Annotated in this window: 25 protein-coding genes; 8 read left to right on the forward strand and 17 right to left on the reverse strand. The window is 71.5% G+C overall.

The window, feature by feature from the left end; genetic code table 11:
* Positions 1-86 precede the first annotated feature (86 nt).
* Positions 87-1,295 (reverse strand): coiled-coil domain-containing protein, encoded by a 1,209-nt coding sequence (locus QRY02_RS45605; RefSeq protein WP_285994101.1) that lies wholly within the window; start codon positions 1,293-1,295, stop codon positions 87-89.
* Between the two features lie 184 nt (positions 1,296-1,479).
* Entirely contained in the window at positions 1,480-2,820 is a 1,341-nt protein-coding gene (ccrA, locus tag QRY02_RS45610; RefSeq protein ID WP_285988895.1) for a crotonyl-CoA carboxylase/reductase, read from the reverse strand.
* 198 nt (positions 2,821-3,018) lie between these two features.
* On the opposite strand from ccrA, the gene QRY02_RS45615 reads away from it, so the two are divergent.
* Together QRY02_RS45615 and QRY02_RS45620 are read left to right on the forward strand one after the other, a co-directional pair.
* Positions 3,019-3,387, forward strand: coding sequence for an SPW repeat domain-containing protein (locus QRY02_RS45615; RefSeq protein ID WP_071831581.1), 369 nt, complete (start codon positions 3,019-3,021; stop codon positions 3,385-3,387).
* 16 nt (positions 3,388-3,403) lie between these two features.
* Complete coding sequence (locus QRY02_RS45620; RefSeq protein WP_285988896.1) at positions 3,404-3,976, forward strand: TetR/AcrR family transcriptional regulator; 573 nt, start codon at positions 3,404-3,406, stop codon at positions 3,974-3,976.
* A gap of 781 nt (positions 3,977-4,757) precedes the next feature.
* Here QRY02_RS45620 and mce read toward each other — a convergent pair.
* Entirely contained in the window at positions 4,758-5,213 is a 456-nt protein-coding gene (gene mce, locus QRY02_RS45625) for a methylmalonyl-CoA epimerase (protein ID WP_285988897.1), read from the reverse strand.
* A gap of 137 nt (positions 5,214-5,350) precedes the next feature.
* On the opposite strand from mce, the gene QRY02_RS45630 reads away from it, so the two are divergent.
* The gene (locus QRY02_RS45630; RefSeq protein WP_285988898.1) at positions 5,351-6,538 is read left to right on the forward strand and encodes an acetyl-CoA C-acetyltransferase; all 1,188 of its coding nucleotides are present in this window, start codon (positions 5,351-5,353) and stop codon (positions 6,536-6,538) included.
* Positions 6,539-7,504: a methylmalonyl Co-A mutase-associated GTPase MeaB gene (gene meaB / locus QRY02_RS45635; RefSeq protein ID WP_285988899.1), complete on the forward strand. Its 966-nt coding sequence runs from the start codon at positions 6,539-6,541 to the stop codon at positions 7,502-7,504.
* Here the strand turns inward: meaB and QRY02_RS45640 are convergent.
* Complete coding sequence (locus QRY02_RS45640; protein WP_285988900.1) at positions 7,485-8,165, reverse strand: TetR/AcrR family transcriptional regulator; 681 nt, start codon at positions 8,163-8,165, stop codon at positions 7,485-7,487. The two genes, meaB and QRY02_RS45640, sit on opposite strands and share 20 nt — an antisense overlap.
* A gap of 98 nt (positions 8,166-8,263) precedes the next feature.
* Here QRY02_RS45640 and QRY02_RS45645 point away from each other — a divergent pair, with 98 nt between their 5' ends.
* Both QRY02_RS45645 and QRY02_RS45650 read left to right on the forward strand, forming a co-directional pair.
* Positions 8,264-9,697 (forward strand): MFS transporter, encoded by a 1,434-nt coding sequence (locus tag QRY02_RS45645; protein WP_285988901.1) that lies wholly within the window; start codon positions 8,264-8,266, stop codon positions 9,695-9,697.
* Between the two features lie 357 nt (positions 9,698-10,054).
* On the forward strand, positions 10,055-10,780 hold the full coding sequence (locus tag QRY02_RS45650; RefSeq protein WP_285988902.1) for a peptidylprolyl isomerase: 726 nt from the start codon (positions 10,055-10,057) through the stop codon (positions 10,778-10,780).
* 330 nt (positions 10,781-11,110) lie between these two features.
* Here QRY02_RS45650 and pdxR read toward each other — a convergent pair whose 3' ends face one another.
* Positions 11,111-12,493 (reverse strand): MocR-like pyridoxine biosynthesis transcription factor PdxR, encoded by a 1,383-nt coding sequence (gene pdxR, locus QRY02_RS45655; RefSeq protein WP_285988903.1) that lies wholly within the window; start codon positions 12,491-12,493, stop codon positions 11,111-11,113.
* Between the two features lie 46 nt (positions 12,494-12,539).
* Between pdxR and QRY02_RS45660 the strand changes: the two genes are divergently transcribed.
* Positions 12,540-13,001: a carboxymuconolactone decarboxylase family protein gene (locus QRY02_RS45660; RefSeq protein WP_285988904.1), complete on the forward strand. Its 462-nt coding sequence runs from the start codon at positions 12,540-12,542 to the stop codon at positions 12,999-13,001.
* Positions 12,998-13,735: an isocitrate lyase/PEP mutase family protein gene (locus QRY02_RS45665; protein WP_285988905.1), complete on the forward strand. Its 738-nt coding sequence runs from the start codon at positions 12,998-13,000 to the stop codon at positions 13,733-13,735. Before QRY02_RS45660 ends, QRY02_RS45665 begins: the two co-directional genes overlap by 4 nt.
* Before the next feature lie 65 nt (positions 13,736-13,800).
* On the opposite strand, the gene QRY02_RS45670 is transcribed toward QRY02_RS45665, so the two are convergent.
* The 12 genes from QRY02_RS45670 to QRY02_RS45725 all read right to left on the reverse strand — a co-directional run bounded on the left by QRY02_RS45670 (position 13,801) and on the right by QRY02_RS45725 (position 25,537).
* Positions 13,801-15,408: a monocarboxylic acid transporter gene (locus QRY02_RS45670; RefSeq protein WP_285988906.1), complete on the reverse strand. Its 1,608-nt coding sequence runs from the start codon at positions 15,406-15,408 to the stop codon at positions 13,801-13,803.
* Positions 15,405-15,764: a DUF485 domain-containing protein gene (locus QRY02_RS45675; RefSeq protein WP_285988907.1), complete on the reverse strand. Its 360-nt coding sequence runs from the start codon at positions 15,762-15,764 to the stop codon at positions 15,405-15,407. Before QRY02_RS45675 ends, QRY02_RS45670 begins: the two co-directional genes overlap by 4 nt.
* Positions 15,765-15,837: 73 nt before the next feature.
* On the reverse strand, positions 15,838-17,562 hold the full coding sequence (locus QRY02_RS45680; RefSeq protein WP_285988908.1) for a sodium/solute symporter: 1,725 nt from the start codon (positions 17,560-17,562) through the stop codon (positions 15,838-15,840).
* Entirely contained in the window at positions 17,562-17,909 is a 348-nt protein-coding gene (locus QRY02_RS45685) for a hypothetical protein (RefSeq protein WP_285988909.1), read from the reverse strand. Before QRY02_RS45685 ends, QRY02_RS45680 begins: the two co-directional genes overlap by 1 nt.
* 25 nt (positions 17,910-17,934) lie before the next feature.
* Positions 17,935-18,690 (reverse strand): LytR/AlgR family response regulator transcription factor, encoded by a 756-nt coding sequence (locus tag QRY02_RS45690; protein WP_285988910.1) that lies wholly within the window; start codon positions 18,688-18,690, stop codon positions 17,935-17,937.
* A complete protein-coding gene (locus QRY02_RS45695) occupies positions 18,687-19,733 on the reverse strand; it encodes a sensor histidine kinase (protein WP_285988911.1) in 1,047 nt (348 codons plus the stop codon). Before QRY02_RS45695 ends, QRY02_RS45690 begins: the two co-directional genes overlap by 4 nt.
* 50 nt (positions 19,734-19,783) lie before the next feature.
* A complete protein-coding gene (locus tag QRY02_RS45700; RefSeq protein WP_285988912.1) occupies positions 19,784-20,479 on the reverse strand; it encodes a hypothetical protein in 696 nt (231 codons plus the stop codon).
* A 209-nt stretch (positions 20,480-20,688) separates the two neighbouring features.
* A complete protein-coding gene (locus QRY02_RS45705; protein WP_285988913.1) occupies positions 20,689-21,684 on the reverse strand; it encodes an ABC transporter substrate-binding protein in 996 nt (331 codons plus the stop codon).
* A gap of 25 nt (positions 21,685-21,709) precedes the next feature.
* A complete protein-coding gene (locus QRY02_RS45710) occupies positions 21,710-22,762 on the reverse strand; it encodes an ABC transporter permease (RefSeq protein WP_285988914.1) in 1,053 nt (350 codons plus the stop codon).
* Positions 22,759-23,523 (reverse strand): ATP-binding cassette domain-containing protein, encoded by a 765-nt coding sequence (locus QRY02_RS45715; RefSeq protein WP_285988915.1) that lies wholly within the window; start codon positions 23,521-23,523, stop codon positions 22,759-22,761. The genes QRY02_RS45710 and QRY02_RS45715 overlap by 4 nt, the downstream gene beginning before the upstream one ends.
* A complete protein-coding gene (locus tag QRY02_RS45720) occupies positions 23,520-24,557 on the reverse strand; it encodes a class I mannose-6-phosphate isomerase (protein WP_285988916.1) in 1,038 nt (345 codons plus the stop codon). The genes QRY02_RS45715 and QRY02_RS45720 overlap by 4 nt, the downstream gene beginning before the upstream one ends.
* The gene (locus QRY02_RS45725; RefSeq protein ID WP_285988917.1) at positions 24,554-25,537 is read right to left on the reverse strand and encodes a LacI family DNA-binding transcriptional regulator; all 984 of its coding nucleotides are present in this window, start codon (positions 25,535-25,537) and stop codon (positions 24,554-24,556) included. The genes QRY02_RS45720 and QRY02_RS45725 overlap by 4 nt, the downstream gene beginning before the upstream one ends.
* Between the last annotated feature and the right edge of the window lie 17 nt (positions 25,538-25,554).

Consider the following 25,554-nt stretch of genomic DNA (forward strand, 5'->3'; position numbering starts at 1 on the left):
ACCTCCAGGTGATCCCGCGTGAGCAGGGACGATAGCCGGTCGGTACCGGCCGTGCAGGCTCGTCCGCGCCCGTGTCGGGTGGAAGGTTACTCGCCAGTCGCTTTCTGCGCTCCGCTTGCCCGGGGAGCCGGCTTCGCCGCCGGTTTGGAGGCGGGTTTCGGAGCCGGTTTGGCCGCAGGCTTGGCCCCGGGCTTCGGCTTCGGCACGTCGGAGACGCGGATCCGGATCGTCTCCTCGACGTCGGAGACCCGGACCGTCTTCTCGGTGTCGTCCACCGCGTCCGGCTTCTCGTCCGTGACCAGGTCGGTCTTGACCTCGGCGGGCACCTTCACGTCGTCGCCGAGGACGGTGTGCGCCTCGGCCAGCACCGCCCGCGCCGCGCGCACCTGCTCGGCCAGCCCGCCGCGCACCTTGCGCAGCGCGTCGACCCGCTCGTTCGCCTGGGTGATCCGCCGGTTGGATTCCTCCGTGGCCGACGTCACGCGGCGCCGCGCCTCGTCGGCGGCCTCCGCGAGCCGGGCGTTGGCCTCGGTGATCGAGTCCTGACGGCGCTTGTTCGCCTCCGCGACCGACTCCCGCTGACGGCGGTCGATGTCGGCCTTCGCGGCCTTCTCCTCTTCGAGGACCTTCGCGCGGATGTCGGCGGCGTCCTGCGTGGCTTCCTGGACGCGCCGCGCGGCTTCGGCCTTGCTCGCCGCCTCCTGCTCGGCCAGCACCCGCATCGCCTCGGTGCGGCGCGAGGCCATCGCGATCTCGAAGTCCTCTTCGACCTTGGTGCGGCGGTCCGAGGACTCGGTGTCGAGGCGCTTGCGCTCCGCCTCGGCCTCGTCGGTGATCTTCTTGGCCTCCGCGCGGGCGTCCTCGAGCACCTTGCGGTGCTCCGCCTCCATCTCCTTGCGCCGCAGGTCGAGCTCGGTGAGCAGCTGCTCGTAGCGGGCGCGCATGGCGCTCGCGTCCGTCTCGGCCTTGGCCCGGATGTGCCCGGCCTCGGCTTCGGCGCGGGCGCGGGTGTCGGCGGATTCGTCCTGCGCCAGGCGCAACATGCGCTGCAGCCGTTCGGACAGGCCTTCGACGCTCGTCGGCGGCTGGGCCAGCCGGTCGACCTGCCCGCGCAGGTCCGCGATCTCGCCGCGCGCGATCTCCAGCTGGCGGGCGAGGTCGCCCGCCTGCGCGATGGCGGCGTCCCGATCCGCGGTGAGCATCTTCAGGTCGGCGTCCAGCCGTTCGAGGTGCTCGTCGACCTGCGCTCGGCTGTACCCGCGCTTCGCCACGTCGAAGCCGGCTCCCAGCGGCACAAGCTCCCGTTCATCGCCAAGGCTCATGGGGCCTACCGTAGCCGCAGCCGGGTCACGGAAGGGTGAGCACCCGGGCGGTGCGCCGAACGCGTCGTCTGCCGCGGTGAAAGGAACCGCCGGAATCGGGCGGTTTTCCGGGGGTTCCCGACGCCGGGAGCGGGGCCGCTCCCGGCGTGGAAGTGGTTCAGGCGCCGCGGAACGCGTTGATGCCGGCGAGGTGCTTCGCGCGCTTCTCTTCGTTTCGGACGCCGAGGCCTTCCTGCGGGGCGAGCGCGAGCACGCCGACCTTGCCCTGGTGGGCGTTGCGGTGCACGTCCAGCGCGGCCTGCCCGGTTTCCTCGAGCGAGTAGGTCTTCGACAGCGTCGGGTGGATCAGCCCCTTCGCGATCAGCCGGTTCGCCTCCCACGACTCGCGGTAGTTCGCGAAGTGGGAGCCGATGATCCGCTTCAGGTTCATCCACAGGTAGCGGTTGTCGTACTGGTGCATGTACCCCGACGTCGAAGCGCACGTGACGATCGTGCCGCCCTTGCGCGCGGCGTAGACGGACGCGCCAAAGGTCTCCCGGCCCGGGTGCTCGAAGACGATGTCCGGGTCCTCGCCGCCGGTCAGCTCGCGGATCCTCGCCCCGAAGCGCTGCCACTCCTTCGGGTCCTGCTCGGCGTCGTTCTTCCAGAACTTGTAGCCCTCGGCGCTGCGGTCGATGATCAGCTCGGCGCCGAGCTTCCGGCAGATCGCCGCCTTCTCGGGGCTGGACACGACGCACACGGGGATGGCGCCGCCGTTCAGCGCGTACTGCGTCGCGTAGGAGCCGAGGCCGCCCGAAGCGCCCCAGATCAGGACGACGTCGCCCTGCTTCATGTCGGCGCCGTTGCGCGAGACGAGCTGGCGGTAGGCGGTCGAGTTGACCAGCCCGGGGGAGGCGGCCTCTTCCCAGGTCAGGTGGTCCGGCTTCGGCATCAGCTGGTTGGCCTTGACCAGCGCGATCTCGGCGAGGCCGCCGAAGTTGGTCTCGAAGCCCCAGATCCGCTGCTCGGTGTCGAGCATCGTGTCGTTGTGCCCGTCCGGGCTCTCGAGCTCGACGTTCAGGCAGTGCGCGACGACCTCGTCACCCGGCTTCCAGTTGTGGACGCCGACGCCGGTCCGCAGCACGACGCCGGACAGGTCCGAGCCGACGACGTGGTACGGCAGGTCGTGCCGCTTGGCCAGCGGCGAGAGCTTCCCGTACTTCTTCAGGAACTTGAACGTCGGGATCGGTTCGAAGATCGACGTCCACACGGTGTTGTAGTTGATGGCGCTCGCCATCACCGCGACCAGCGCTTCACCGGGCCCGAGCTCCGGCACCGGGACGTCGTCGACGTGCAGTGACTTGCGGGGGTCCTTGTCCCGGCTCTCGAGGCCCTCGAACATGTCGACCTCGTCGGCGTGCACGGTCACCCCGCGGTAGCTCTCGGGGACGGGCAACGAGCCGACCGCGCCGAACTCGCCGGTCAGGATGGCCTGCTGGATCTCGCCGAGCTGCGTCATCGGTTCCTCCGCGGAGATGGGGGCGTTGGCGGCAGAAATTACTCGCCGGTAACACGCGACCACAACTGTACGAGACGGACAGCACGATTACACGCCGAACCGTGCGGGGCCGCCCTTGACCGGTTGGCCAGTCAAGCGGATCATCGGCGCTGGGTACACCCACCCGACCAGCAGTTTCACCGACGGAGGTGAGCACGAATGAGTGAAGTCTCTACGCGCGCGTGGACCCGGCCCCATGACTGGGCCGAGGTCGTCATCGGGGTGGTCGCCGCTCTTTCACCCCTTTGGCTGAGCACGGACACGACCGCGATGTGGACGATGGTCGTCCTGGGCGCGCTGATCGCACTCGACGGCCTGGTTTCGCTGGCGATGCCGGGCATGGTCTACGGCGAAGGCATCCAGATCGCGCTCGGCGTGCTGCTCTTCATCGCGCCGTGGGTGATGGGGTACACGGAGTTCAACGGCGCATCCTGGACGTCCTGGATCGCCGGGGTGCTGACGGTCATCGCCGGCGCGGCAGCGATGCCGGTCGCGAACGCCGCGCACCGCACGGCCGGGCAGCACTGACGGAGGAGGCACGGGAATGACCGAGGATTCGGCGAAGGAGCGCATCCTGCGCGCCGCCGAGGCGCTCTTCGCCGAGTCCGGCTTCGACGCCACCCCGACCTCGCGCATAGCGGAGCAGGCGGGCGTGCCGAAGGGGCTGGTGCACTACTACTTCCGCCACAAGTCGGACTTGCTCACGGCGCTCGTCGCAAGGTTGCCCGACGAGCGCATCGAGCCGGCGGGGGTGGTGGTCCCGGGCGACCTGGCGGCCAGCCTGCGCCGCCTGGTCCGCGAACTGGACCACCGGTTCAGCAGATCGCTGGGGCTCTCCCACCTGTTGTGGCGCGAGGCCGACACCCACCACGTGGTCCGCGACGCGCTGCACGACCGCTTCCAGGTCTTGGTCCGCCAGGTCCGAGCGGTGATCATGGCGGCAACGGGCGGCGGGTTGCCATCGGCCGACGTGGACCGGGCGTCGGGCTTGCTGGCCCGCGCAGTGAGCCACCGCCACGCAACGGCCCGCCATTCGGAAGACGACCTCCCCGCGGAGTTCGACGGCGAGTTGACGTTCATCGCCGACGCCTTGGCCTCCAAGGCCGCCCCCGCTTAGCCCGGCTCGCTTCGGCGTGGGGGCGCGCGGGCTTGGCTGGGGCGCGGGGCCGGGCTGGGCGCGGGCTCGGTGGGGCGAGCGGGTTTGGCCGGGCGCGGGCTGAGCTGGGCTGGGGGCGCGGGTTTGGCTGGGTTGCGGGCTGAGCTGGGTTGGGGCCGCGGGTTCGGCTGGGCGCGCGGGTTCGGCTGGGCGCGCGGGCTCGGGCTGGGCGCGCGGGTTTGGCCGGGCGTGGGCTGAGCTGGACCGGGCTGGGGGCGTGGGCTTGGGCTGGGCGCGCGGGTTTGGCTGGGTTGCGGGCTGAGCTGGGTTGGGGCCGCGGGTTCGGCTGGGCGCGCGGGCTCGGGCTGGGCGAGCGAGTTTGGCCGGGCCTGGGCTGAGCTGGCCTGGGGGCGTGGGCTCGGGCTGGGCGCGCGGGTTTGGCTGGGTCGCGGGCAGAGCTGGGCTGGGCCGTGGGCTCAGGCGGGGCGCCCGGGCTCGGGCTGGGGCGCGCGGGCTTGGCCGGGTTGCGTCCGCTGGGCTGGTCGTGCCCCCTTGGCCAGCCGGGGTGCGCCTGGCTCGCCGAGCGCGCGCCTGCGCCAGTGGACTCTTGGCCGTCGGGCACGTGCGTGCTTAGGCGTGCCCGCGCCTACCCCGCCCCGCCAGCGGCCGGCGCTCGCCGGTGTATTCGCCGCCCGTCCGCCCGGCTCGGACCGGCCGCCCACCCGCCCGATTCTTGGCGTGGGCGCGCGGCTCGGCGCCGAACCGCCGGCGGAGTGCTTGCGGCCGAACGGGTCGGCCGAGCTCAGTGCGCCGGTGCGTCCTTTGCCGGTTCCACCAGCTCCACCAGTACTCCGCCCGCGTCCTTCGGGTGGACGAAGTTCACCCGGCTGTTGGAGGTGCCCCTCTTCGCCGCCTCGTACAGCATGCGCAGGCCCTTTTCGCGCAGGGCCGCGGCCGCGGCGTCCACATCGGACACGCGGTAGGCCAGCTGCTGCAGCCCCGGGCCGCTCTTCGTCAGGAACTTGCCGATCGCCGAGTCTTCGCGCAGCGGGGCCAGCAGCTGGATCTGCGTCTCCGTGCCCGCCGTGCCCGGGGCGCGCAGCATCGCCTCGCGTACCCCCTGCTCCTCGTTCACCTCTTCGTGCGCGACCTCCAGGCCGAAGTGCGCGCGGTGGAACTCGATGGCCGCGTCCAGGTCCGGGACCGCGATGCCGACGTGGTCGATGGCCGTCACGAACGGCCGCAGGGCGTCATTCATGGACGCAGGATAGGGGGCTCGCGCGCCGCGGCGAGGCGGAATCGTCGCGTGCCCCGCCTCACACTGGCTCCATCAAGAAGCCCTGCTCCCGGGTATGGTCGGGAAAACTGCCCATGCGCCGATGCTTGGAGGACGCCGTGTCCGGTTCCGTGATCCTGGGTGCCGCCCGTACGCCGATCGGGCGCCTGCTGGGCTCCCTCAAGGACTTCACGGGCGCTCAGCTGGGCGGGGTCGCGATCAAGGCGGCCCTCGAGCGCGCCGGGGTTTCCCCGGACGCGGTCCAGTACACGATCATGGGCCAGGTGCTGACCGCCGGCGCCGGCCAGATCCCGGCCCGCCAGGCCGCGGTCGCCGCGGGCATCCCGATGAGCGTGCCCGCGCTGACGATCAACAAGGTCTGCCTCTCCGGCCTCGACGCCATCGCGCTCGCCGACCAGCTCATCCGCGCCGGCGAGTTCGACCTCGTCGTCGCCGGCGGCCAGGAGTCGATGACCCAGGCGCCGCACCTGCTGCCGAAGTCCCGCTCCGGCTTCAAGTACGGCGACACCACCCTCGTCGACCACATGGCCTACGACGGTCTCTTCTGCGCCTTCGACCAGGTCGCCATGGGCTCCTCGACGGAGAAGTACAACTCCCGCTACGGCGTCACCCGCGAGCAGCAGGACGCGTTCTCCGCCCGCTCCCACCAGCGCGCCGCCGAGGCGATCAAGAACGGCTACTTCGCCGACGAGATCGCGCCGGTCTCCATCCCGCAGCGCAAGGGCGACCCGGTCGTCTTCGACACCGACGAGGGCGTCCGCGCCGACACCACCGCCGAAGGCCTCGCCAAGCTGCGCCCCGCCTTCGCCTCCGACGGCACCATCACCGCGGGCTCGGCCTCGCAGATCTCCGACGGCGCAGCCGCGGTCATCGTGGCCAGCAAGGCGAAGGCCGAGGAGCTCGGCATCACGCCGCTCGCCGAAATCGGCGCGCACGGTGTCGTCGCCGGGCCCGACGCGAGCCTGCACGAGCAGCCGTCGAACGCCATCCTCGCCGCGCTGGCGAAGGCGAACCTGACCGCCGACGCGCTCGACCTCGTCGAGATCAACGAAGCCTTCGCCGCGGTCGGGCTCGTCTCGACCGAGAAGCTCGGCCTCGACCCCGAGAAGGTCAACGTCAACGGCGGCGCGATCGCCCTCGGCCACCCGATCGGCGCCTCCGGTGCCCGGCTCGCCGTGCACCTGATCCACGAGCTGCGCCGCCGCGGCGGCGGGCTCGGCGCGGCTGCCTTGTGCGGTGGCGGCGGCCAGGGCGACGCCCTGCTGCTGCGGGTGCCGTCCGCGTAAGTGGCCGGCCCACTCGACCTCGACGACCTCGTCGGCCGCGCGCGGGACGGGCAACCCCGCGCCGTCGCGCGGCTGCTGTCGCTCGTCGAGGACGCCCACCCCCGCGTCGCGGAGATCGCGCGGGCGCTGACCCCGCACACCGGGCGAGCCCGCGTCGTCGGGCTCACCGGACCGCCCGGTGTCGGCAAGTCGACTTCGACGTCGGCGCTGCTCACCGCGTTACGCGCGGAAGGCAAGCGGGTCGGGGTCCTCGCCATCGACCCGTCGTCGCCGTTTTCGGGCGGAGCACTGCTGGGCGACCGGATCCGGATGACCGAGCACGCCACCGACCCCGGCGTGTTCATCCGCTCGATGGCCACACGCGGGCACCTCGGCGGGCTCTCGTGGGCGACCCCGCAAGCGGTGCGCGTGCTGGACGCGGCCGGCTTCGACGTAGTGCTGATCGAGACCGTCGGCGTCGGACAGTCCGAAGTGGACGTCGTGAAACTGGCCGACACCACGGTGGTGCTGCTCGCCCCGGGCATGGGCGACGGCATCCAGGCCGCGAAGGCCGGCGTGCTGGAGATCGCCGACGTCTTCGTCGTCAACAAGGCAGACCGCGAAGGCGCCGACGCCACGGTGCACGACCTCAAGCAGATGATTTCGCTTGCCCGGCGGGAGATCCGCGGACCGAGCTGGCGCCAGCCGATCGTGCGGACCGTCGCGGCGAAGGGCGAGGGAGTGGACGAGGTCGTGCAAGCACTGGCCGCGCACCACGCCTGGCTGGTCGAGCACGACGAGCTGGGCCGGCGCCGGGTGGCCAGGGCCCGCGACGAGGTCGAGGCCATCGCCCTCCGGCGGTTGCGGGCCGAGCTCGTCGACCTGCGCGGCGGGGGACGGCTCGCCGGGGTCGCCGAGCGGGTCGTGGCGCGCGAGCTCGATCCGTTCGCCGCGGCCGACGAACTGATCACGGACTTGCGGAGCTAGCGCAAGCGTCCGGCGGTGCGCTTCGTCCTTTGGCCGAGTAGTAGGCGAGGAACATGTCCACGCCACGGCCGATGAGGTCGTCGGTGCGCTTCTCTCCGATCTGCTCGCCGTAGGCGGCGTGGGTGAAGTGGGGGTAGAGGACGAGGGCGTAGAGCTGGATCAGTGCCAGCTCGATGTCGGGGATGTCGAGCTCGCCGCCCTCGATCCGCTTGCGGAACTCCTGGGTCAGGATGGCGGACGTCAGGTCCGGGCCGTTGGCTTTCCACGCCTGGCCGAGCTCGGGGAACCGCTGTGCTTCGCTCGCGACGAGCGCGCGCAGCGCGAGCACCCGGGGCTGCGCCATCCCGGCCACCCATCCCCGCGCTGTCTGCACGAGGATTTCCCGGATGTCCTCGGATTCGGCCAGGCTCTGCTCGAGAGCCGACGTCGACTGCTGGAGTGCCTCCTTGAGGGCGTCGTGGATGACGGCGTGGAACAACTCGTTCTTGCTGCCGAAGTGGTTGTAGATCGTCACCTTCGACACGTCGGCCCGGTGCGCGATGACGTCGATCCCGGCTTCGAAACCGCGAGCGAGGAAAACCTCGCGCGCGGCCTCCACGATCGCCCGGCGCTTGAGGTCGGCGCGCTCGCCGGTGGGCGTGCGCCGTCGCGTGTCCGTCATGCACGCAGCATACCGGCCGCCTGAACTGAACTGTTGAGTTCATATGAACTGAGGCGTACAGTTCAGCATCGACCAGTGGCGACGAGCGGGAGGCACTCATGCTGTTCGAACCGAGGCTGACCTCCGTGGAGTCGGCGGTGGTGCGCCACGGCAGCCGCGGCGCGCTACTGGCGTTGCTGGCGTTCGCGATGCTGATCGTTTCCCTCGACCAGTACATCGTCGTGGTCGCGTTGCCCGAGATCGGCCGGGACCTGGGGTACTCGGCCCAGACCCTCCAGGCGGTGATCAGCACGTACGCGATCGCCTCCAGCGGGTTCCTCCTGTTCGGCGGGCGGGCCGCGGACCTGCTCGGCCGGCGCCGGATGCTGGTGGCCGGGCTGGCGCTTTACGCGGTCGCTTCGGTGATCGGGGGACTGGCCACGGTGCCGCTGTGGCAGCTCGCCGGCCGCGCGCTTCAGGGCCTGGGCGGCGCGCTGGTCTTTCCCAGCACCCTGGCCATCATCAACACGACCTTCGCCGAGGGACGCGACCGCAACCGCGCGCTGAGCGTGTGGGGCGGAGCCGGGGCCGCCGGCCTGGTCATCGGCGTGCTGCTGGGAGGCGTGCTCACGCAGGGTCTCGGGTGGCGGGCGGTGTTCTTCGTCAACGTTCCGCTGGCCGGTTTCGCGATCGTGCCGGCGTTCGCGCTCATCGCCGCCGACCGGCGGCCCGAGGTGCGACGGCGATTCGACCTGGCCGGCACGCTCAGCGTCACCGGCGCGGTGACCTCGCTGGCGTTCGCGCTGGTCCGTGGGCCCGATGCGGGGTGGGGTTCGCCCGGGATCGTGGCCGCCCTGGCCGCGGGAGCCTTGCTGCTCGGGGCCTTCGCGGTGATCGAGCGGCACAGCGCGGACCCGCTGCTGCCCCGCGGCCTGCCGCGCACCCCGGGCCTCGTTCTGGCCTTGGTGGTCGCGTTCATGTTCACGGCCACCTTCGGATCGCTGCTGTACTTCATGTCGATCTACTTCCAGGACGTGTGGGGCTACGACGCCCTGGCCACCGGGCTCGGGTTCCTGCTGCCGACCGTGGTCGTGGTCACCGGCTCGGTGCTGGCCGGCTCCGTGGTGACCCGGATGGGGATGCGGCGCACCCTGCTCGGCGCGCTCGCCACCGGCGCCGTGGGCACGTGCTTGCTCGGGTTCGCGCTCACGCCGGACGGCTCGTACGCCGGGCTGGTGCCCGGTCTGATCGCGGTCAGCATCGGCGACGGGATGGTCTTCACGGCCATGTACATCGCCGCGGCGACGGGGGTGCCCGCCCACCGGCAGGGTGTCGCCTCGGGGATCGTCACCACCGGTTCCGGCGTGGGTGCGGCGGCCGGGCTCGCGGTGCTCGTCCTCATCGCCAACACCACCGCCGGCGCTCACGGGCTGGACGACGAGATGCTGCGGCTCGCGACCGGCAGCGGGATCCGGGCGGCGGTGTTCGCCATCGCCGCGGGAATCGTGCTGACCTTCCTGATCGCGCTGGCGTCTTTCCGGCGCGGCTCTTGACCGGTCGTGGCGGGGGCGCTCGCTCACCGCTTTCCGTTGCCGCGGCGCTACGACTGCGGCGTCCGGTGTCCTCCGGCCGGCCCCCGGTACGGCGCGCAGGAACCTCAGCGCCGCCTGCAGAAGCTGCCGGATTCCTGCTGTGCCAACGGTTCTCGTCATGTCGTGCCTCCTTCGCCGGACGGCGCTTTGCCGCGTGCTGACCATCGTGCGCCGGGGGTCCGACAATTTCCGGGGTGCGGGCGCCGAGGTTCACCCGATGGACTGACAGGGGCGACTTTCGCGGGTTCTGGCTGTCGGTGGCGGGCCCTAGACTGCGGGGCGCTCCGGAACCGGGCGATCACTGGGAGGGCGTGCAGAATGAAGAAGACACTTCTCACCGCGCTGGCGGCGGGCGCGTTGTTCGTGGCCGGGAACGGCGTCGCCACGGCGGCCGACGCGCCACCGTCGAAAACGACCCACGGGCCCTGCCAGTACACCGAAACCCCGGACGAACCGCCCGCGCGGCCGGTGCCGCTGCCGCCCGACCCGCGGCACACGCCGAGCCACGGCAAGGTCGACGTCGCCATCCCGACCAGCCAGGGCGCGCTGCCGCTGCGGCTGGACCGCGCGAAGGCGCCGTGCACCGTGCAGAGCTTCCTGCACCTGGCCCGGCACCGGTTCTACGACCACACGGTGTGCCACCGGCTGACCGCGTACCCGACGTTGAAGGTGCTGCAGTGCGGTGACCCGACGGCGACCGGCGAGGGCGGGCCGGGCTACAAGTACAAGGACGAATTGCCGGTGGACCTGCCGCCGGCGCCGACCGACCCGACCGGCGCCCGGCGCGTCTACGCGCGCGGCCTGCTCGCCATGGCCAACGCGGGGCCGGACACGAATGGTTCGCAGTTCTTCGTCGTGTACGGCGATTCCGCGCTGCGGCCGAACTACACGGTGTTCGGCACGGTCGGTGCGGAAGGGTTGAAGACCCTGGACAAGGTCGCGGCCGGCGGGATCCAGCCGACCGCGGAGGACCCCGCGCCGGTCGACGGCACGCCGGTGCTGCGCACGGAACTGCTGCGGGTCCGGCCGGACTGCTGGTTCTGACGGTGGTCGCGGGCCGCTCCGGTGGGGCGGCCCGCGGACATCACGTGCTTGGCGGGGTATCGCTCGGGATGGGGCGGCCCTCATGCGTGATTGAGGGGGCAGCGCGTGTGATTGGAGGTGCATCACACGTGATTGGGAGGTCGACTCGCGTGATTGGAGGGTCGACTCACGTAGGCGGGCGGTCGGTTCGCGTGATTGGGGGCGGGATTGGCGTGATTGGGGACGGAACTCGCGTGATTGGGCGCGGGACTCGTGTGATTGGGGGCGGAACTCGCGTGATTGGGGGCGGGGCTCGTGTTGTTGGGGCGGGACTTGGGGTGGCGGGGTGGGTCAGGGGGTGATTTCGGCTAGGGCCTCCACCAGGTTTCGGGTTGCGCCGGCGAAGGCGTGCTTCGGGGTGGCCGCGTAGCCGACGATCAGGCCGCCGGGGCCGTCGGGGGTCATCCAGTGGCCGGCCAGGCCCTCGATGCCGATCGCGCGGCGGTGGCAGGCCGCCAGCGCCGTGGCCTCCGATGGGCCGTCCGGGGGGAGCATCAGCAGCAGGTGCAGGCCCGCCGCGATGCCGTGCGGGCGCACGGAATCCGGCAGCGCCGCCAACAGCCGGGTGCGGCGCGAGCGGTACTCCGCGCGGCTGCGGCGGACGTGCCGGTCGTAGGCACCCGAGTCGATCAGCTCGGCCAGCGCCAGCTGGTTCAGCACCGCCGGACGCGAGCCGCTGTCGGCGATCGCCGCGCGGACCGGCTCCACCAGCGACCGCGGCAGGACCAGCCACGCGAGCCGGAGAGCCGGGGCGAGCGTCTTGCTGGCCGTACCCGCGTACACCACCCGCTCCGGCGCGAGCGCCTGCAACGCCCCGACCTGCTGGCGGTCGAAGCGGAACTCGCCGTCGTAGTCGTCCTCGAGCACGAACGCCCCCGACTCGCTCGCCCAGCGGGCCAGCGCCGCCCGGCGCGGCGGGGCCAGCGTGACGCCGGTGGGGTACTGGTGCGCCGGGGTCACGACCACCGCCGGACTGTCCAAAGCGGACACGTCGAGGCCGTGCCCGTCGACGTCCACGCCGACGATCCGCGGGCCCTGCGCCGCCGCGATCGACCGGTACATGCCCAGCGAAGGGTTCTCGAACGCCATCTCGCCGACGCCCAGGCCGGAAAGCGCCCGGGACACCACCGCGATGGCGTGCGAATACCCGTGGCACACCACGATCCGCGCCGGGTCGGCGACCACCCCGCGGGCTCGGGCCAGGTAGCCGGCGAGGGTGTCGCGCAGCTCCGGCGCGCCCAGCTCCGACTCGTAGCCGAACGCCGACGCCGGCGTCCGCAGCAGGGCCCGGCGGGTGGCGGTGAGCCACGCCTGCCGCGGGAACGCCGTCAGGTCCGGCCGGCCCGGCCGCAGGTCCCAGCGCGGCGCCGGGTCGCGCGGGACCTGCCGCGGCGCGGACTGGGGCAGCGAACCCGCCGTCGCCACCCGGGTCGGCGCGCCTTGGGCCGTGCGCAGGTACCCCTCGGCGGCGAGATCGGCGTACACGCGCGTGACCGTCCCGCGGGCGACCCCGAGGTCGTGGGCCAGCGACCGGGTGGAGGGCACCGCCGCGCCCGCCTGCCACCGGCCGTCCCGGATGGCCGCGCGGATCGCCGCCGCGAGCCCGCTCCGGCCCGTCGAAGGCTGCCAGCCGAGGTGGACGTCGAGCCCGGAACTGGACCACGATTCCGTCATGTGACTGGACCATACCCGTGGACCAGTTCGCACTAGCGTGGACGGCATGACCAAGCGAATCGGGCTCGGGGGCGCTCCCGAGCTGTACCAGGCGATGGCGAACCTGCAGGCCGAAGTGAACAAGGCCGGCGCCAACGCGGGGCTCGACCCCAAGCTGCTGGAACTGGTGAAGACCCGCGCGTCGCAGATCAACGGCTGCGCGTACTGCCTCGACATGCACTCCCGCGACGCGCTCGAGCTGGGCGAGTCGCCGCGGCGGCTGTTCGTGCTCGACGGCTGGCGCGAGACCGACCTGTTCACCGAGCAGGAGCAGGCCGCCCTCGCCCTCACCGAAGCGATGACCAAGCTGTCCGCGACGCAGGCCGTGCCCGACGACGTCTACGAGCAGGCCGCGAAGGTGTTCACCGAGGACCAGTACAAAGCGGTCGCGTGGGAGATCATCGCCATCAACAGCTGGAACCGGATGACCATCACCAGCCACACGCCGTTGCCGAAGCGGGACGCGTGACCGCCGCCGCGCTCAGGGCGTTGCACGTCCCCGGCAAGCCGCTGGTGCTGCCGAACGCCTGGGACGCCGACACCGCGAAGCTCGTCGAGGCCGCCGGGTTCCCCGCCATCGCGACCAGCTCGGTCGCCGTGGCGGCCGCGCTCGGCTTCCCCGACGGCGAGCAGGCGCCCGCGGCCGAGATGTTCGCCGCCGCCGCGCGGATCGCGAAGGCGGTCGGCGTCCCGGTCACCGTCGACGCCGAGTCGGGCTACGGCCTGTCCGGCGCCGAACTGGCGGGCCGGCTGCTCGACGCCGGCGCCGTCGGCTGCAACTTCGAGGACACCGACCACGCGACCGGCGACGTCCGGCCGGTCGACGAGCAGGCGGCCCGGATCGCCGCCCTCCGCGCGGCGGCGGGCGACGGCCTGCTGATCAACGCCCGGGTCGACTCCTTCCGCGGCGTGGATCCGAAAGAAGCGCTCGAAGCAGGCGTCGCCCGGGCGAAGGCCTACCTCGAAGCAGGCGCCGACTGCGTCTACCCGATCCACCTCCGGACGCCGGAGCTGATCGCGGAGTTCGTGCGGGGAACCGGGGGTGCGGTCAACACGGCCGCGTGGCCGGGCAGCCCCGGTCTGGACGGCCTCGCCGATCTGGGGGTGGCGAGGATTTCGCTGGGCGGTGGGCTCTGGCAGTACATCCGGAAGCAGCTGGAAACCACTCTCGCGGGCGTCGCGCAGGGCAAGCTGCCGTACTGAAATGGCCGAAGGCCGCCGCGAGGGGATCGGGAACACCCTCGCGACGGCCTTCGGGGTCGGCGGAATCAGTGGGACACGGCCTTCTCGGCGCCCGCGCCGGTCAGGGAGCGGACCTCCATCTCGGCGTACTTCTTCTCGTCGTGCTCCTTGGACAGGACCGTGCCCAGCCAGCCCAGGATGAACGCGGCCGGGATCGAGACGATGCCCGGGTTGCTCAGCGGGAACCAGGCGAAGTCGACGCTCTTGATCATCGACGTGCTCTTGCCGGACACGGCCGGCGAGAAGACGATCAGGACGATCGTGATGGCCAGGCCGCCGTAGATCGACCACAGCGCGCCCTGGGTGTTGAACCGCTTCCAGAACAGCGAGTAGAGGATCGTCGGCAGGTTCGCCGACGCCGCGACCGCGAAGGCCAGCGCGACCAGGAACGCCACGTTCTGCCCGTTGGCCAGGATGCCGCCGCCGATCGCGAGCGCGCCGATCACCACCGCGGTGAGCCGGGCGACCTTGACCTCGGAGTCCGGCGACGTCTTGCCCCGCTTGACAACGTTCGCATAGACGTCGTGGGCGAAGGAGGCCGACGCCGTGATCGTCAGGCCCGCGACCACCGCGAGGATCGTCGCGAAGGCGACCGCGGAGATCAGGCCCAGCAGCACCGGCCCGCCCAGTTCGAGCGCGAGCAGCGGGGCTGCGGAGTTGACCCCGCCCGGCGCCTTCTTGATCGTGTCCGGCCCGACCAGTGCACCGGCGCCGTAGCCCAGGACCAGCGTGAACAGGTAGAACACGCCGATCAGGACGATCGCCCAGACCACCGAGCGACGGGCGTCGCGCGCGGTCGGCACCGTGTAGAACCGCATCAGGACGTGCGGCAGGCCCGCGGTGCCCAGCACCAGCGCGATCCCGAGGGAGAGGAAGTCCAGCTTCGACGTTCCGGTCGCGCCGTACTGCTTGCCCGGGCCGAGCAGCGTCTGCCCGGCCTTGCCGGCCTTGTCGACGGCGGCCTGCAGCAGCTGGGAGAAGTTGAAGCCGTACTTGCCGAGCACCCACAGGGTGATCACGAGCGCACCGATGATCAGCAGCGCGGCCTTGATGATCTGCACCCACGTGGTGCCCTTCATGCCGCCGATCAGCACGTAGGCGATCATGATCACGCCGACCACGGCGATCACCAGTGCCTGCGCGCCCTTGCCTTCGACGCCGAGCAGCAGTGCGACGAGACCGCCGGCGCCCGCCATCTGCGCGAGCAGGTAGAAGAACGACACGATCAGCGTCGACGTCGCGGCCGCGGCCCGCACCGGGCGCTGCTTCATCCGGAAGGCCAGGACGTCGCCCATCGTGAACTTGCCGGTGTTGCGCAGCAGTTCCGCGACCAGCAGCAGCGCGACGAGCCACGCCACCAGGAAGCCGATGGAATAGAGGAAGCCGTCGTAGCCGTTGATCGCGATCGCCCCGGCGATGCCGAGGAACGACGCCGCCGACAGGTAGTCACCCGAGATGGCGATGCCGTTCTGCGGGCCGGTGAACGCGCGGCCGGCGGCGTAGTAGTCCGACGCCGTTTTCGTGTTGCGGCTCGCGCGGAACACGATCACCAGCGTGATGACCACGAAGGCGGCGAAGATGAGGATGTTGAGGAGCGGGTTGCTGCCTTCCACGCCCGCGGCGATGTTCGTCATGCCTGCTCCTTCGCGGATTCGCCTTCGATGTCCTCACGGATCTTCTCGGCGACCGGGTCCAGCTTCCGGTTCGCGTACCGGACGTAGAGGCCGGTGATCACGAACGTCGAGACGAACTGCAGCAGGCCGAAGATCAGGCCGACGTTGATGTTGCCGAACACCTTCGTGCTCATGAAGCCGTGCGCGTAGTCCGCGAGGAGCACGTAGAGCAGGTACCAGAGGAGGAACACCGCCGTCATCGGGAAGACGAACCGGCGCAGGCGGCTGCGCAGTTCGCGGAACTCGGTGCTCTCGTGCGCTCGTTCCCAGATGGTTTCGGATGTGTCCGGGGGCCCGCCGGTGTTCGTCGTGCTCATCGCTGCTGCTCCCTGCGACGCTGCGGAAAGTGACGAGCGACACCGTAGGGACGTGTGAGTCACGTGTGAAGATTCACCGGTTCAACAGCCGGGCCAGACGACGAACGGTTGACGAACGGTCGCGGGGTCCGGTCGAACGGGGTTCGTCCAGGTGGAGGCGCAGCATGGCCGCCGTCGACCAGCCGGGGGGTCTGCCCCGCAGGGAGACCAGCGCCATTGCGCCGAACGCCAACGGTACCGACCAGGGTGCCGGTTGCTGGACCAGGATCGCCACCCAGCCGTGCAGCGGCGGCCCGGCGAGGGCGAACAGGATCGAGCCGGACGACGCCACCAGCCCGGTCAGCACGCCGGCGATCCCGCCGGTCGCGGTCAGCCGAGGCCACCAGATGCCGAGCACCAGCAGCGGGCAGAACGTCGACGCGGCCACCGTGAAGCCCCAGGTGACCAGGACACCGGCGTCGAGCTCGGCCGAGCGCAGCGCCAGCAGCACCATCACCCCGGCGACGCCGAACACGGCGATCCGCAGCCGCCGCAGCCCGCCGGGGACGAGGTCGTGCGCGAGCGCGCCGGACATCACCAGCAGCAGGCCGAGTGACGTCGCCAGGAACGCGGCGAACGCGCCCGCGGTCAGCAGCGCCGTGAACAGCCCACCCGCCCAGCCACTGTCCACTTGGTACGGCAGGGCGACGACCACGGTGTCGGTCGCGCCCGAGAGGTACAGCCCCGGGACGAGCACCCGGCCGAGCACGCCGTAGACGCCGGGGAAGAGGTAGAAGACGCCGAGCAGCGCGACGGTGATCGCGGCGGTGCGGCGCGCGGCGCGGCCGTCCGGGCTGGTGTGGAAGCGCATCAGGACGTGGGGGAGACCCATCGTGCCCAGCATGGTCGCGATGAGCACGGCCCAGGTGCCGAGCAGCGGGTAGCCCTGGTCGCCGAGGTCGAGCAGCGGGCGCCGCCAGTCGGGGCCGCCCAGTGCGGCGCCGCCGCGGACCGCCGGGACGGCCGCGCCCGTGCCGAACACGACCTCGTCCTGGCTGTGCGCGGTGAATTCGCCCGGTGGCAGGATTTCGACGACGCCGTTGCGGCGGACCGGGGTCGGTTCGCGGATCTCCATGGTCACGTCGACTTCGAACCGCACCGGCGTCTCGCGGGCGAAGTGGGTGAACTCGACGGGGTTGAGCGCGTCGGTCCGGTTGACCGCGCCGGCCTGCAGGACCAGCCAGATCGCCGGGATGAGGAACAGCAGCAGCTTCAAGACGAACTGGAACGCCTGCACGTACGTCGCCGCGCGCATGCCGCCCAGCGCCAGGGTGACGCTGACCGCGGCGCCGGCCAGCACCACGCCGACCCAGTACGGGGTGCCGCCGACCGCGGCGAGCACCAGGCCGGCGGTGCGGAACTGCGGGACGACGTAGATCGTGCCGATCACCAGGACGACCACGGCGGCCAGGCGGCGCAGCGCGGGGGAGTTGAGCCGGGCTTCGGCGAAGTCGGGGACGGTCAGCGCGCCCGACCGCCGCATCGGGGCGGCGACGAGCACGAGCATCGCGATGTAGCCGGCGGTGAAGCCGACCGGGTACCAGAGTGCGCCGATGCCGTCCTTGACGACGAGCCCGGCGATGCCGAGGAAGGAGGCCGCGCTCAGGTACTCGCCCGAAACGGCGGCCGAGTTCACCAGCGGCGAGATGCGGCGGGACGCGACGAGGAAGTCCGACGTCGTGCGCATGGCGGCGACCCCGCGGACGCCGATCAGCAGCGTCACGAGCACGACCGGCGCGACGGCGAGCGCGACGCCCACTACTCGTCCTTGAGACGCTCGGCGCGCCGCAGCTGCCAGCGGGCCAGCAGCGCCATCGCCGGGTAGGGGAAGACCGCGAGCAGCAGCCAGGACAGCGGAATTCCCAGCAGCCGCACGGTGTCCAGGGCCGGGAAGATCGCGAAGACACCGGGGAGGCCGAGCAGCAGCGCGAACATGAGGACCAGCGCGGGGATGCCGCGGCGGCGCTGGGCGGTGTAGAGGGCGGTGGCGCGCTGGGTGTCGCCCGCGGGGAGCCGGGGCTGGCGCCAGCGGCCGCGCGACCGGCGGCGCGCGTGGGCGAGGCGGGTCTGCGGGCTGGTGACGGCGACCCGGCGGATCTTGCTCATCGCGGGCCCGGCCGGAGGCGGTCTCTCATCGCGAGTCCGATCCGAGCTGGCCGCGCTGCGCCGCTTCCAGCAGCCGGTCGCGCAGGTCTCGCGCGTGGCGCCGGCTGACCGGGACGTCCCCCGCCTCCGTGTGGGCCAGCAACCCGCCCGCCGTGTCGCTGCGCAGCTCCAGGACCGCCCCCACCGCCAGCAGGAAACCCCGGTGGACGCGGCTGAACCCCGTGCCCTCCCAGTACTCCTCCAGCCGCGAGATCGGCATCCGCACCAGGTGGACCCCGCCGCGCGTGTGCAGGCGGACGTAGTCGCCGTGGGCCTCGACGAACAGGACGTCGTCACGGCGGACGTAGCGGGTCCGGCCGCCCGACTCGACCGGGAGCGCCGCCATCGCGTCCGGGGTCGGCCGGGACCCCGGAGTCGCCATCCGCAGCACCTTCGCCAGCGCCGCGGACAGCCGTTCGGTGCGGACCGGCTTGAGCAGGTAGTCGACCGCGCCGATGCCGTACGCCGTGACCGCGTGTCCGTCGTGCGCGGTGACGAACACGATCACCGGTGGCTCGCTCAGCTTCGCCAGCAGCGACGCCAGCTCCAAGCCGTCGAGGCCCGGCATCGAGATGTCGAGGAACACCGCGTCGAAGCGGTCGGCCTGAAGCAGCCTCAACGCCTTCAGCGCGTCAGCCGCGCCGACGACTTCGCCGACTTCAGGCGCTTCGCGCAGCATGCGGCACAGCTCGTCCAGCGCGGGCGGCAGGTCGTCGACGGCCAGCACCCGGAGCCCGCTCACGGCAGCACCCCCGGCTGGAACCGCGGCACCCGCACGATCACCCGGGTGCCCGCGCCGACCTCGGTTTCGACGGTGAGGCCGTACCAGGGGCCGTAGACGTCCCGCAGCCGTCGGTCCACATTGGCCAGCCCGAGACCCGCGGGGTCGTCCTCGCCGGTGCGCCCGGCCAGGAGGTCCGCGGCCCGTTTCGGGTCCATGCCGACCCCGTCGTCCTCGACGAAGATCACGCAGTCGTTCCCTTCCGCCTGGCCGTGCACGTGGACCTGCCCGGTGCCCGACCGCGGCTCGATGCCGTGCCGGATCGCGTTCTCCACCAGCGGCTCCAGCACGAGGTACGGCACGGCGACGGCGAGGATCTCCGGCGCGACCCGCACCTGGACGCGCAACCGCTCGCCGAGCACCGCCTTCTGCAGCGCCAGGTACGTCTCGATCGCGCGGAACTCCTCGGCGACGACGGTGTACTCGCCGTGGCGAGCCAGGCTGTAGCGCGTGTAGTCGGCGAAGTCGAGCATGAGGTCGCGGGCGCGGTCGGGATCCGAACGCACCAGCGACGCGATCACGGTCAGGGCGTTGTAGACGAAGTGCGGCGACATCTCCGCCCGCAGCGCCCGCAGTTCGGCCTGCGCCGCCTGTTCCGCCGAGGCCTCGAGCCGCCCGCGTTCCATGGCCTGCACGACGAGGTCGGCGGCCTGGGCCGCGACCGCGTCCCGGACCTCCCCGACGACCAGCAGCGCCCCGGCCAGCTCGTCGCGGACGTGCAGCGGCAGCACCAGGACGTCCGGTGCCGAGCCGGGTTCTTCGCTGTGGAGCACACCGTCGAGCACGCGCGCGACGACCGCGTCCGGCCCGGGCCGTCCCGACCACATCAGGGAACCGGACAGGTCGGCGAGACCGAGCCCCGGGAAGCCGAAGAGCCGGCGCAGGCGGTGCGCGGCGCGGCGGGCGGGCATCCCGGTCAGGCCGTCGCGCAGGTCGTCGGTGATGCGGCGGGCGGCGGCGAGCACCGGCAGCGGGTCGGCGCGCGACGCCGGGCGCAGGTGCACGGTGATCGGGCCTCCCCTCGGCGGCGGTGTCCAGGGCAAAGATCCTACGGCTACGCGGGCCCGTCGCGGTCGGCCAGCACCTGGGCGTGGCGGCGGAAGCGGCGCCAGGTCCGGTAGTGGTCGATCGCCGTCACGTTGCCCAGCAGGCTCGAGTTCGCCGGGTACGGCCGGTCCGGCAGCGAGATCCACCCGGTCGTGCGGGTTTCCTTGATCGCCACCGGCACCGGCCGGAACGTCGTCGGGTCGAGACCGTCGCTGTGCCGGACGACCTCGTCGAAGAACCACGCCGACGTGATCAGCGCCAGCACGCCGCGCGAGGCCTTGAGCGCCTCCTTCAGCGGCGTGGCCTCCAGCAGCCGGAACGTCTGGTTGATCGCGGGCGCGGTGACGCCGTGGTCGTCGTAGGCGATCTCGCCCGCGTGCAGCGCCATCCGGAGCCGGATCCGGGCCCCGGGGTGGTGCGTGCGGTTGTGCCGGTGCAGCGCGACGGCGAGCGCGGCGGGCAGGAACTCGACGAAGAGCCCCTTCGGGATCTCCGGCGGGACGAGGACGAAGACGCCGTCGCCGCAGTCCTCCCGCCGGCAGGCCGCCCACGGGACGCCGGCGTCGTCGAACGCCCGGCAGAGCGCGCGGTACAGCCCGTCGCGCAACGCCAGCCGGTGTGGCGTGGTCCGGCGCTGGTCGCCGTAGCCCTCGACGTCCACGGCGAAGATCGTCCGGTGCAAAGCCGGCCGCTCGTACTTCATCGCACCCTCCCTGCGATCATGCATCCGGTAGTGCAGATGCATGTGCAGATGAGTGTGACGCGGAACACCCCTTCGGGGAAACGGGTGGTGCGGTGAGCGGTTCCCCCACCGCGGTGACCGGCAGGCGGTGTTCACCGCCGGTGAAAACGCTGGTCAGGATCCTGCGGGCATGGTGCACAGCACCCGCAGGACCCTGACGGACAGCGGGATCAGCAGCTCTGCTTGTAGAAGTACTGCGAGTTGGCGTCCATGTCGTCCTTGGTGATCGAGTGCAGCTGCGCGGTGAGGTTCCGCGTCGCCGGCTTGCCCTCGATGGCCGCGACCGCCTGCTGGACGCCCTGGGTGCCGATCGAGGCCGGGTCCTGGGCGATCAGGGCCTGGTACTGGCCGTTCTTGAGGCCTTCGACCTCGGACGGGCTCGCGTCGAAGCCGATCAGGTTGACCGCGCCGACCTTGCCCGCGTTGCGCAGGCCGGTCGCCGCGCCCTCGCCGGTGTTCAGGTTGGTCGCGAAGATGCCGATGAGGTCCGGGGTCGACGAGAGCGCCGCCGTCACCTTGGCCGCGGCCTGCTCCGGCTCGTTCTGGGTGAACTGGACGCCGATCGACTTCAGGTTCGGCGTGTTCTTGAGCTCGTCTTCGAAGCCCTTGGCGCGCGCGGCGGTCGTGGACGTGCCCGCGATCGTGTCGAGCACCAGGACCGAGCCGCTCTTGCCGGCCGCGAGCTTCGCCATCGTCTGGGCGGCGAGCTTGCCGCCCGCGGAGTTGTCGGAGGAAACGGACGACACGGCGACGCCGGTGTCCTTCAGTGCGGTGTCGACCTCGACGATCTTCGTGCCGCGCGCCTTGACCTGCTGGATCGGCGCCAGCATCGCGGTGTCGTCGGTCGGGGCGATCAGCAGCGCCGCCGGCGGGTTCGCGCCGAGCGCGTTGACCAGCTGGGTCTGCAGGGGAGCGTCGAACTTCTGCGGCGCCTGGGTGGTCAGCTCGTAGCCGAGCTTCTCCGCCTCGGCCTGCGCGCCGCACTGCAGCGAGATGTAGAACGGCTCGGCCTGCACGCCCGGGATCAGCGCCAGCTTCTTGCCGCCGACCGGCTTGGCGGAGTCACCGGACCCGCTCTGCCCGACCGTGCCGGATCCGCACGCGGTGAGCAGGGCGGCGGCGGAGACCACGGCACCCATGGCGGTGAGAGTCTTGGTCAGTTTCATAAGCACCTCTTTGTACTCGGGGGACTCAGCGGGAGTTGCGGCGACGGCGGCGGCGCTGGTCGAACCAGACCGCGGCGACCAGGACCCAGCTGACGATGAACATCTGCCAGAAGTCCTGGACGTGGATGATGTTGAAGCCCTTGCGCAGCACCGCGGGGATGAAGACCCCGATCACCGTGCCGAGGATCGTGCCGACGCCGCCGAACAGGCTCGTCCCGCCCATCACGACCGCGGCGATGGCGTTGAGGTTGTCGGTGGTGTGCCCGGAGATGGTGGTCGAGTTGTAGTAGGCCAGCGACAGGAACCCGGCGATCCCGGCCAGGAAGCCGGTCAGTGTGTACACCTTCAGCAGGTGCGCGGTGACGCCGATGCCCGCGCGCCGCGCGCCCTCGGCGTTGGAACCGACCGCGAACGTGTACCGCCCGAACTTCGTCGTCCGCAGCAGCCACGCGCCGATCACGGTGATCACGATGGCCACGATCACCAGGTTGGGCACGATGCCGAAGGACGTGCCGTAGCCCAGGGTCTTGGTCAGCTCCGCCGGCACGGTACGCAGGTCCGAGCCGCCGTTCAGCAGGTACGCGGTGGCGAGCGCGGCCCCCATCGTGCCGAGCGTGACGATCAGCGCCGGGATCTTGGCCACCGCGACGAGGACGCCGTTGATCACCCCCCAGACCGTGCCGGTGACCACGGCGACGACCAGCCCGACGAGGATCACGCCCCAGCCGGCCTTCGACGCGTCGCCGCCGGACATCGCCTCCATCACCTTGCCCGCGACCATGCCCGCGAGGATCAGCACCGAACCGACCGAGAGGTCGATGCCCGAGGTGATGATCACGAACGTCATGCCGACCGACAGGATCAGCAGGACCGACGACTCGATGAACAGCGTCTGGAAGGTGAACAGCGTCGGGAAGCTGTCCGGCGCGATCACGCTGAACAGGATGACCAGCGCCAGCAGGACCAGCCCGATCCAGAACGTGTTGGCCTCGATCAGGCGCTTGCCCAGCGGCCGCTTGCCGAAGCCCGCTTCGGGGGACTCCTGGATGTCCTTCTTCGGGGGCGTCGACACGCTCATGCCGCCTCCTCCTGCACGAGTGCGCCGGTCATCGCGGCGACGAGGTCTTCGAGCTTCGTGTCCGATCCGGTGAACCGGGCGACGCGCTTGCCGAGCCGCAGCACCTCGACGCGGTCGGCGACCGACAGCACCTCGGGCATGTTGTGGCTGATCAGCACCACGGCGATGCCCTTGTCACGCACCTTCTTGATGACGTCGAGGACGCGTTCGCGCTGCACGACGCCCAGCGCGGCCGTCGGCTCGTCCATGAACACGACCTTCGACGCCCACACGACCGAGCGCGCCACGGCGACGCTCTGCCGTTGTCCGCCGGACAGTGAGCCGATCGGGACGTCGGTGCTCTGCAGCGTCACGCCGAGGCGCTGGAACTCCTCGATCGCCTGGCGCCGCATCTCGTTCTTGTCCAGCATCCCGAGCTTGCCGAGGATGCCCTTGCGGTGGATCTCGCGGCCGAGGAACAGGTTGGCCGCCGGATCGAGTTCGGGCGCGACCGCGAGGTCCTGGTAGACGGTCTCGATGCCCAGCCGCCGCGCCGTGGTCGGCGAGTCGAAGCGGACCTCCTTGCCGTCCAGGAGGATCGTCCCCGACGTCGGCTGTTCCGCGCCGGAGAGGCACTTGACCAGCGTCGACTTGCCGGCGCCGTTGTCGCCGATCAGGGCCGTCACCTCGCCCGCGCGGGCCTGGAACGACGCGCCGCGCAGGGCTTCGACGGACCCGTAGTGCTTGGTGAGGTCGACCGCGTCCAGCAGGATTTCGCTCATCCGTGCCTCTCTTCCGGCGCCGGTGGTCGGCAGCGGATCACCGTCGCCGTGCCGGACAGCTCGGTCTGGCCGGCGTCGAACGGGACGACGTAGGTGTCGCCCTTCGCCAGCGCGTGCTCGCCGCCGTGCTCGGTCCGCAGGGTGCCTTCGCCGTCGAGGACGACGAGGACCGCGAACGACGGATCGAGTGACAACGTTGTCAGCTCGTCGGTGCGCAGCTGTTCGGCTCGGAAGAACCGTTCCGCGCCGCCGGCCAGGAGGTCCACGGTGGACGAGCTGTCGCCCGCGGTGCGCTTGATGATCGTGTCCAGCCGGTCGGCGTCCCAGCCGGAGGTGTCGAGGGCCTCGATGGCGGTGTCGAAGCCGAGGCCGAGGTGGCCCTTTTCCGGCGACGCGAGGAAGTCGCGCCATTCGATGGTGAGCGAGAAGTCCGTCGGCTGCTGCAGTTCGACGACGAAGACGCCTTCGCCGATCGCGTGCGGCAGCCCCGCCGGGATGTAGACCGTGTCGCCGGCGGACACCGGGATGCTGTTCAGCGCGCCCAGCATGGAAGGGACGTCCTGCTCGCGCGTCCACTCGGACACCGTCGCCTTCGACAGCGTCTCCTTGAAGCCCGGGTAGACGCGCGGGTCGTCGCCGTAGGTGCCGACGACGATCCACGCCTCGGTCTTGCCGAAGTGCGAGTCGAAGTGCCGCTTGGCGAACGTGTCGTCGGGGTGGAAGTGCACCGGGAGCCGCTGGCCCGCGTCGAGGAGCTTCACCAGCAGCCCGGTCGACGTCCCGAGCGCCTCGACGTGCTTCGCGCCGAGCCAGCCGTTCGCGTTCGCCTCGACGGCGTCGCGCAGCCAGGCGCCGTCCGGGAGGCGGGTGAGGCCGTTGGTCTCCTGGCCGAACATGGTGCTCACCGAGGCGACCCAGTCCTCCGGGCCGAACTTCTTGTCCGACGACGCGCCGCGCAGCGCCGCGATGGCGTCGCCGCCGCGGTAGAACTGCGGCGGCTGGTTGGCGGGGAGCCGGATCGGTTCGAGGGTCACGGGGCGACCTCACCGGAACCACGGGCGACGAGATGCACGGGCAGGACTACCTTTCTCGGCGGGGACTGATCTCCTTGGACGCGGGCGAAGAGCAGCTCGGCCGCGGCGTGGCCCAGTGCGCTGACGTCGTGCGCGACCACGGTGACCGGCGGGTTCAGCAGGTCCGCCAGCTCGAAGTCGTCGAACCCCACCATCGCCGGGCGGTGCTCGGCGTGCGCGAGGGCGCGCAGGAGGTGCACGGCGATCCGGTTGTTGCCCGCGATCACCGCCGTGGCCGCGTCCGGGCCGTCGAGCAGCCGCTTGACGGCGTTGCCGACGGCGTCCGGCGTCGGTGTCCCCATCGAAACCAGCGACTCGTCGTAGGAGATCCCGTTGCGCACGCAGCCCTCGCGGAACCCCCGCAGGCGCTCGGCCGCGGTGAAGATGTCCGGGCTGTCGCCGAGGAACGCGATCCGCCGGTGCCCGTGCTGCGCCAGGTGGGTGACGGCTTCGATGGTGCCGCCGAGGTTGTCCACCAGCACGGTGTCGGCCACGATGTCGCCGGCCGGCCGGTCGATGAACACCACCGGCGTGCCCGCGCGCATCTCCGGCACCAGGTAGCCGTGCTGGAGACCGGCCGGGACGACGAGGATGCCGTCCACCCGTCGCGCGCAGAACTCCAGGACGAGCTCGCGCTCGCGGTCGGAGTTCTCCTCGGACGAGCCGGTGAGCACCTGGCGCCCGAACGACGTCGCGATGCGCTCGACCGCGCGGTTCAGCTCGGAGTAGAAGGGGTTGCCGACGTCCTCGACGATCAGCCCGATGGTGCCGGTCGTGGACCCGCGGCGCAGGTTCCGCGCCCCCAGGTTGCGCCGGAACCCCAGCTGCTCGATGGCCGCCATGACCCGCTCGGCGGTGTCGGGGTGCACCGCCGGTTCGTCGTTGACCACGCGCGAGACGGTCTTGATGCTCACGCCCGCCAGCCGGGCCACGTCGCTCATCGTGGCCCGCCTGCTCG

Origin of the sequence: Amycolatopsis sp. DG1A-15b (assembly GCF_030285645.1) — a bacterium.
GTDB lineage: Bacteria > Actinomycetota > Actinomycetes > Mycobacteriales > Pseudonocardiaceae > Amycolatopsis.